Origin of the sequence: Rhodococcus sp. NPDC127593 (assembly GCF_042671975.1) — a bacterium.
In the GTDB taxonomy this organism is placed as follows: domain Bacteria; phylum Actinomycetota; class Actinomycetes; order Mycobacteriales; family Mycobacteriaceae; genus Rhodococcus_F.
The window spans coordinates 219531-226728 of record NZ_JBHXWI010000008.1 but is presented as its reverse complement, the minus strand read 5'-3'; the positions used below and the strand labels follow the sequence as shown (position 1 = coordinate 226728).

At 70.7% G+C, this 7198-nt stretch carries 8 protein-coding genes; 4 read left to right on the top strand and 4 right to left on the bottom strand.

Translation table 11 applies throughout. The features are described from left to right. Positions 1 to 89 precede the first annotated feature (89 nt). The 3 genes from mshA to ACFVJ3_RS10030 are packed head-to-tail and all read right to left on the bottom strand — an operon-like array spanning position 90 to position 3436. Positions 90 to 1448, bottom strand: a complete 1359-nt coding sequence (gene mshA / locus ACFVJ3_RS10040; RefSeq protein WP_378451919.1) for a D-inositol-3-phosphate glycosyltransferase — start codon at positions 1446 to 1448, stop codon at positions 90 to 92. A gap of 12 nt (positions 1449 to 1460) precedes the next feature. Beyond that, a complete protein-coding gene (locus ACFVJ3_RS10035; protein ID WP_378451918.1) occupies positions 1461 to 2288 on the bottom strand; it encodes an alpha/beta fold hydrolase in 828 nt (275 codons plus the stop codon). Continuing rightward, positions 2234 to 3436 carry an MFS transporter gene (locus tag ACFVJ3_RS10030; RefSeq protein WP_378451917.1) on the bottom strand — a complete coding sequence of 401 codons (1203 nt, stop codon included), beginning with the start codon at positions 3434 to 3436 and terminating at the stop codon, positions 2234 to 2236. Before ACFVJ3_RS10030 ends, ACFVJ3_RS10035 begins: the two co-directional genes overlap by 55 nt. Positions 3437 to 3492: 56 nt before the next feature. Between ACFVJ3_RS10030 and ACFVJ3_RS10025 the strand changes: the two genes are divergently transcribed. From ACFVJ3_RS10025 to ACFVJ3_RS10015, 3 genes are all read left to right on the top strand, one after another. Next, on the top strand, positions 3493 to 4266 hold the full coding sequence (locus tag ACFVJ3_RS10025) for a PIG-L family deacetylase (protein WP_378451916.1): 774 nt from the start codon (positions 3493 to 3495) through the stop codon (positions 4264 to 4266). 86 nt (positions 4267 to 4352) lie between these two features. Further along, entirely contained in the window at positions 4353 to 4757 is a 405-nt protein-coding gene (locus ACFVJ3_RS10020; protein ID WP_378451915.1) for a PaaI family thioesterase, read from the top strand. 3 nt (positions 4758 to 4760) lie between these two features. Beyond that, a complete protein-coding gene (locus tag ACFVJ3_RS10015; protein ID WP_378451914.1) occupies positions 4761 to 5792 on the top strand; it encodes a tocopherol cyclase family protein in 1032 nt (343 codons plus the stop codon). Here ACFVJ3_RS10015 and ACFVJ3_RS10010 read toward each other — a convergent pair. Then, positions 5785 to 6450 carry a cysteine hydrolase family protein gene (locus ACFVJ3_RS10010; protein WP_378451913.1) on the bottom strand — a complete coding sequence of 222 codons (666 nt, stop codon included), beginning with the start codon at positions 6448 to 6450 and terminating at the stop codon, positions 5785 to 5787. The two genes, ACFVJ3_RS10015 and ACFVJ3_RS10010, sit on opposite strands and share 8 nt — an antisense overlap. Before the next feature lie 120 nt (positions 6451 to 6570). On the opposite strand from ACFVJ3_RS10010, the gene ACFVJ3_RS10005 reads away from it, so the two are divergent. Further along, entirely contained in the window at positions 6571 to 7158 is a 588-nt protein-coding gene (locus tag ACFVJ3_RS10005; RefSeq protein WP_378451912.1) for a DUF742 domain-containing protein, read from the top strand. The last annotated feature ends 40 nt before the right edge of the window (positions 7159 to 7198 follow it).

Here is a 7198-nt window from a genome sequence, read left to right as displayed (position 1 = left end):
CAGGACAACCTCGCCTACGACCCGGACAAACACGGCGCCCTCCAACGACTGATCGCCCACCAACAACCGGCGGCTTGACACAGGGCAACTCATGCGCGCACTCCCCCGGCCCTGCGCAGCTTCCACAATCCGCGTCCGCGACGCGGGGAGAATTCGCTGGGGCCGTGTCCGTAGTTGTAGTTGACGGTCGCCATCCGATAACTCTCGAGGAGGCCGTCGGCGGTGTGTTCCCAGGAGAAATTCTCCGCGTGACGCGGAGCCTCGGCGGCCAGCGCGGCGAGCCTGCCGGGCTCGGAGACCAGCGACTGCAACGCCGTCGCCCAGTCCTCGGTGCGGTGCCCGTCCACCAGTAGCCCGGTCTCGCCGTTCCGGACGGCGACGCCGAGACCGCCCACGTTCGCGGCTATCACCGGCGTGCCGCAGGCTTGCGCCTCGATGGCGACCAGGCCGAACGACTCCGAATAGCTAGGCACCGCAACGAGATCCGAGGCCCGGTACACGTCGGCGAGCCGCTCGGGCGCCTGCGGCGGAAGGAACGTCACCCGCGCGGCGATGCCGAGGGAGGACGCCAGTTCGATCAGTGCGTCCGGCCGGGCCAGCCCGGAACCGGACGGGCCGCCGACCACGAGCACCCGCAGTGTCGACTCCGGGTCTCGGGCGATCAGTTCCGCGGCGGCGCGCAGCAGGACATCGGGCGCCTTGAGCGGCTGGATGCGTCCGACGAACGTCACGACGGTCTCGCGGGGGTCGACTCCGAGCTTCGCCCGGGCGGCGGCCCGGTCACCCGGGCGGTACCGCGTCAGGTCTGCGCCGGGCGCCACCACGTCGATGCGGTTCGGGTCGGCGCCGTAGTGCCGGACCAGCTGATCGGATTCCTCGGTGGTGTTGGCCACGAGCCGGTCGGACTCGGCCACCACCTGCTGCTCGCCGATCTGGCGGGCGGCCGGTTCGGGAGTGTCACCTTCGGCGAGCGACAGATTCTTGACCGCGGCGAGCGTGTGCGCGGTGTGCACGAGCGGCACACCCCACCGGTCGCGGGCGAGCCAGCCGACCTGCCCGGACAACCAGTAGTGCGAGTGCACCAGGTTGTAGTAGCCCGGTTCGTGGCGGGCCTCCTCGCGGAGCACCCCGGCGACGAACGCGCAGAGCTGCGTCGGCAGATCCTGCTTGTCCAGCCCCTCGAACGGGCCGGCCACCACGTTGCGGACGAGGACCCCGGGCGCCGCTTCCTGGACCGGTGCGTCGGCGGACGACGTGGCCCGGGTGAAGATCTCCACCTCGACGCCACGACGCGCCATCTGGATGGCGGACTGCAGCACGTAGACGTTCATGCCGCCCGCATCGCCGGTACCGGGCTGCGCCAGTGGTGAGGTGTGGACCGAGAGGACGGCCACCCTGCGGGGGCGCGAATTGTGCATGGGCGTCACCACTCCATAGTGCTCCCTCACCGATCGGCCCCTTTAACCGAGGTTGTCGACGAACTCGCCGACCTCCGTCACGAACCTGTCGGGATCCTCCACGAACAGTCCGTGGTCGCAGCCCTCCCAGAACGACGCCCGCGCCTGCGGGATCAGTTCTGCAGCGTGCCTACCAGCCGAGACATCGACGACGGAGTCCTCGGTGCCGTGCAGGACGAGCACCGGCACATCGAGCGACCGGAGCAGGTCGTCGTGGCTCGCGGACCGGTTGAACAGGGCGGCCCGCACCCGGGGCGGGGTGGCGAGACTGGCCCCGAACAGCGCCTGCGACTGCGCGCCCTTGCCTTCCGGCGGTCCGGTGAGTGCGTTGCCGAACGCGCCCAGCGCGCGGATCGCGTCGCGCGGCTCCTCGGACATCGCGTCGGGGATCGCCGCGCGCATCGCCGCACCGACCTTGCCGCCGGCCTCCCCGCGACCGATGCTGGTGATGGCTCCGACGAGGACCACGCCGTCGACGGCGGACGTTCCGTGGGACGCCAGGTAGTCGCAGATCACGAGGCCGCCGTAGGACCAGCCGAGGAGCACGGCGCCGGAGGTGACGCCTTCGGCGGTGAGCACCGCGTCGACGTCGCCGGCCCAGATCGCGGAGTCGTCGTAGCCGGTGTCGGGCGCACCCGAGTAGCCGTGTCCGCGCAGGTCGACGGCGATGACGCGGTAGCGGGCCGCGAGTTCGTCGAGTACCCCGGGGCCCCAGCACTTCGAGGACTGCGCCCAACCGTGCAGGAGTACCAGGGCCCGAGCGTCGGGCGCACCGGTCACCGAGTAGACGAGGGGCGTTCCGTCGACGCCGACTGTTTCACGAATAGCCATGGGGTCACCATAGAGGCCAGCAGCGCGGCGACCGCCGCCACCGCGTAACCCGCCGTCGTGCCGAATTCGTCGATCATCCGGCCCGCGAGCGCCGATCCCACTGCGACGCCGACACCCAGTCCGGTGACGATCCAGGTGATGCCCTCGGTCAGCGCGGCCGCGGGCACGATCTGCTCGACGAGACCGGTCGTGACGATCATGATCGGCGCCACCGTCATCCCCGCCACCGCGTAGGCGACGGCGAGCGCCGGGATGCTGTCGGCGAGAAGCAGCGGAACCGTCAGGACCGCCACCGCGAGGACCGCGACCATCAACTGTTTCCGGAGCGACGCCGACACCCGGATCGCGCCGAACACGATGCCCGCCACAGCGGAACCCGCCGCGAACATGGCCAGCACCACGGTGGCGGAGGCGGGTGCGTCGTGGCTTCGGGTGAAGGCGATGGCACCGACGTCGATGACGCCGAAGATCGTGCCCATCGACACCATGACCGCCACGAGGATCCACACGGCGGGCGTCCGGACGACGGACGGGCGGCCGTCGTGCGATGCCGGATGCACGGGTGGTTCGGTGCCGCGCTGAGCGACGAGCGCGAGGGTGCCGACCACCAGCAGGACGAGGCCCGCGAGCGGTCCCGCCTCGGGGAACACCGTGACGGACAACCCGACGGAGACCACCGGTCCCGCGATGAAGCACAGTTCGTCGACCACCGCCTCGAACGCGAACGCCGTCCGCAGCAGTGGCGTGCCGCGGTACAGCTCGGTCCAGCGGGCGCGCACCATCGCACCGATCGTGGGCATGCAGCCGGCGGGGACGGCCCACACGAACAGCACCCAGTCGGGCGTCCCGAACCTGACGCACAGCAGCATCGCGGCGATGGACGTCGCGCTGATCCCCGACGCGACGGGAAGGACGCGGGACTGCCCGTACCGGTCCACCGCCCGGGACACGACCGGGGTGATGAACGCGTAGGTCAGCGCGAACACCGCGGCGAGGGCACCGGCGAGTGCGTAGTCGCCGCGCAGTTCGGACAACATCGTGACGATGCCGATGCCGACCATGGCGATCGGTACGCGCGCAACGAATCCTGCGGCGGAGAACGCTGCGGAGCCGGGGGCGGCGAAGATCTGACGATAGGTACCGAGCACGCGTCGAGCCTCACAGATCGTGGCCGCGACTTCCAGCACGTGCAAGTATTGCGCCCATGAGTGTCCTGGTGTGTTTCCACGCCCATCCCGACGACGAAGTGTTCACCACGGGTGGCGTGATGCGTCAGGCCGCCGACGCCGGTCATCGCGTCGTCGTGGTCACCGCGACGGACGGGGCGCTCGGCGAGGCCCCCGAAGGGATCCTGACCGAGGGTGAATCACTCGCCGAGCGTCGGCGCCGCGAGCTGGAGGAGTCGACGTCGCTGCTGGGCGCCCAGCGTGTGGTGTTGCTGCACTACGCGGATTCCGGGATGGCGGGAACGCCGGAGAACGAGAATCCCGCCGCGTTCTGCAACGTCGACGTCGAGGAGGCCGCCGCCCGGCTGGCCGCGATCCTCGTCGAGGAATCCGCCGACGTGGTCACCATCTACGACCCCAACGGTGGCTACGGCCATCCCGATCACGTCCAGGTCCATCACGTGGGCATCCGGGCCGCCGAACTGGCCGGTGTGCCACACGTCTACGAGGCCGCCGTCAGTCGCGACCACATCCGGCGACTCATGGCCGCGAATCCGGAGTGGTCCGAGAACTCCCAGCCACCGGACCTCGACACGTTCGGCCTGCCGGACTCCGAGATCACCACGGTCGTGGACGTCACCTCGGCCATGGACGCCAAGCGCGCCGCGATGCACGCGCACGCCACCCAGATCGGGGATTTCGGCCCGTTCCTGCAGATGCCCGAGGAGCAGCTGCGGGCGGCGTTCGGTCAGGAATGGTTCCGCCGTCGCGGGGCACCGGCCGGGCTCGCGGAGTCTTCGCTGCCCCTCTGATCGACCGGCCCGGCGAGACCGGAGTCTGGGACCCAGCCCCGCGAACCGCCTGCGCGGGTTCGGTTCCGCGCCTAGCATCCACGGGTATGGATCCCGCTGATCTCGTCGCGACCATGCCGTTCGCCGTGCACACCGGGGTTCGCCTCACCAAGGCCGCACCCGAGGAGGTCGTCGGGCACCTCGAGTGGGAACAGCACCGCACCACCGCGGGAAGCGGCATGCACGGCGGGGCGTTGATGACGCTGGCCGACAGTGTCGGAGCCGTCTGCGCGTTTCTCAATCTCCCGGCGGGAGCGTCCACGTCGACCACGAGTTCGAGCACGGTGTTCACCCGCGGCGTCCGCAAGGGCACCGTCACCGCGACCGCGCGTCCGCTGCACGCCGGACGAACCACGGTCGCCGTCGTCACCGAACTGCGGGACGACGAGGACCGACTTGTTGCGCAGGTGACGCAGTCGCAGGCGGTGCTGCACCCCCAGCCGGGAAGCTGACCGATGTCGCGATTGCTGCGGGCGTACCGCTCCACGGGAGCGGATCTGCCGTTCGGCAACGTCCTCGCCGCGCACGACGTCGCGATGGAAGGCTACTTCTGGCGGTTCACGCAGCCCGCGACGGGACAGGTCGTCATCGCGCTGGCGGGAATCAACCGGGCCGCGGACGGGCACTGGGCGACGCTCGGGCTCGCCGGTCACCCCACCCGGTTTCTGCGGACCGCCGCGCACCCGGAGGGCTACGCCAACCCGGCCGGACTGGGCGCCTTCGCCGGCGATGCGTTCCGCGGGTCCGTCGACCGCGTGCAAGTGGATCTCGGGCCGGACGCCCGCCTCGACGTCCGGATCGGCGCGCAGGTCCCGTGGCCGCGGCGCAGGCTCGGCGGGTCGAGTGTGTTCCAGACCGTGCCCGCGCTGAACCAGTACTGGCACCCGTGGCTACTCGGCGGACGGGCCGAGGGAACGGCCGTGCTGGGCGGCACCGAGATCGACCTCGACGGCGCCCAGGTCTACGGCGAAAAGAATTGGGGAAAGGGCGGATTCCCCGACTCCTGGTGGTGGGGCCAGGCTCAGGGTTTCGCCGATCGGCAGGCGTGTGTCGCGTTCGCGGGCGGCGAGATCACCGCGGGCGGGCTGCGCACCGAGGTCACGGCCGTCGTCGTCGCGCTGCCCGACGGCACGGTGGTTCGCCTCGGCAACCCGGTCACCTCCCCCGTCCGGGCACATGTCACGGACGAGCGGTGGTCGCTGCGGGGCCGCGGTCGCACGTGGAGCGTCGAGATCGAGGGCGGTTCCCCGCTGGGCTCGGCGCACGTGCTGCCGGTTCCGCTCCCCGCCGAGCGTCGCAACATCCCCGGCGCCCTCGAGCACCTCGCGGGCTCGATGAGTGTGACGGTCCGACGTCGCGGTGAGCTCGTCTGGGCCGACGAATCACCACTCGCGGCGTTGGAACACGGCGGAATCGAGCGGGCGCGCGCGGAGTTGCGCAGGAGGGGTGCGCCGCCGGACGCGACATCGGCGCCGCCGCTCAGCTGATCACCTCGATCTCGGGTGGCTGCAATGCCTCGACGATCTCGTCGGTCTCCGCGTGGAGAACCCCTATCCGCCCCGCCTCCTCCAGGTGGCGGGCGTCGACGCCCGAGATCGCATCGGCGGCGACGAGCACCTTGTAGTCGCGTTCGCTGGCGTCGAAGATCGTGGCGCGCGGGCAGTTGGGATAGTTGCATCCCGCGATCACCACGGTGTCGACCCGCCACTGTCGCAGGCGGTCGTCGAGTTCGGTGCGGTAGAACGAACTCCACCGGGGTTTGAACAGGACGTGCTCGGTGGGCGAGACGACCTGGAGGCCGCCGCCGAGGAGCGACTCGGGGTCGAGCGGTGGCACCCCCAACTCCGGCGCCACCTGGGAGCCGGCGGTGCCCGGTCTGGCGATGCCGAGTCCGGCCGCGATCACGCGGCGCCGGCACAGGTCCACGTCGTCGCCCTCGTACAACCGGACGACGTGCACGATCGGGGCCGAGGCCTCCCGGTAGGCGTCCACGAGACGCGCGATCGCCGGCAGCACCGCCGAGGTGCCGGGAATTGGTGCCGTCCCGCCGTCCACGAAGTCCACCTGTGTGTCGACGACGAGCAGCGCGGACCGGCCGAGATCGGGAGCGAGGAACGGATCCGAGTTCTGCCGCCAGTGCGTCACGCAGCAAATCTAACGCTCGCGCGCACCCTGTAGCCGGAATCACAGGGACCGGTGCATTCGCACGAAGCGCGGGTTTGGGACGATGGAGTGGGTGGGGTACTGCGAGAAGGGTCCCAACCGATGACTGTGAGCGATGAGAACTGGCCGTCGATCGGCGCGACAGGGGCGCGCTTCGGATCAGCCGGCCGACGCCGCAGCGCCAGGAAAGAGCAGGACCCGAGCCCGCCGCAGTCCGCCGAGTGGGTGGAGCCCGGCCCGGCCGAAGCCGCTCCCGAGCAGGTGAAACCCGTTTCCGAACCCGCCGATCAGGCTCCGGACGCCGTCGACAGTGCTGCTGCCGAGTCGACCGAGTGGCTGGCGACGGAGGATACCGTTTCCATCGTCCGGCCGTTCATTCTGACGGGCGGGAGGACCGAGTCCGGGGTCGATCTGCCACTGGAGGCGGTCATCGTCGCCTGTGCGGACGGGGACACCGTGGTGGACGGGATGCGGGCGCCGGACGAACTGCGTCGCGTCTTCGCGCTGTGCTCCGAACCGCGGTCGGTGGCCGAGATCGCGTCGCTCGCGTCGATCCCGCTCGGCGTCGCGCGCGTACTCGTCGGCGACCTCGCGGCGGCCGGGGCGGTCACCGTGAACGAGACGGCCGGGTCCAGCGGCCCGGACCGGAAACTGATGGAGCGCGTCCTCGACGGGCTGCGCAAACTCTGAGATCCACCGGGGTGCCGGCGCCCGGACGGACGCACACGAA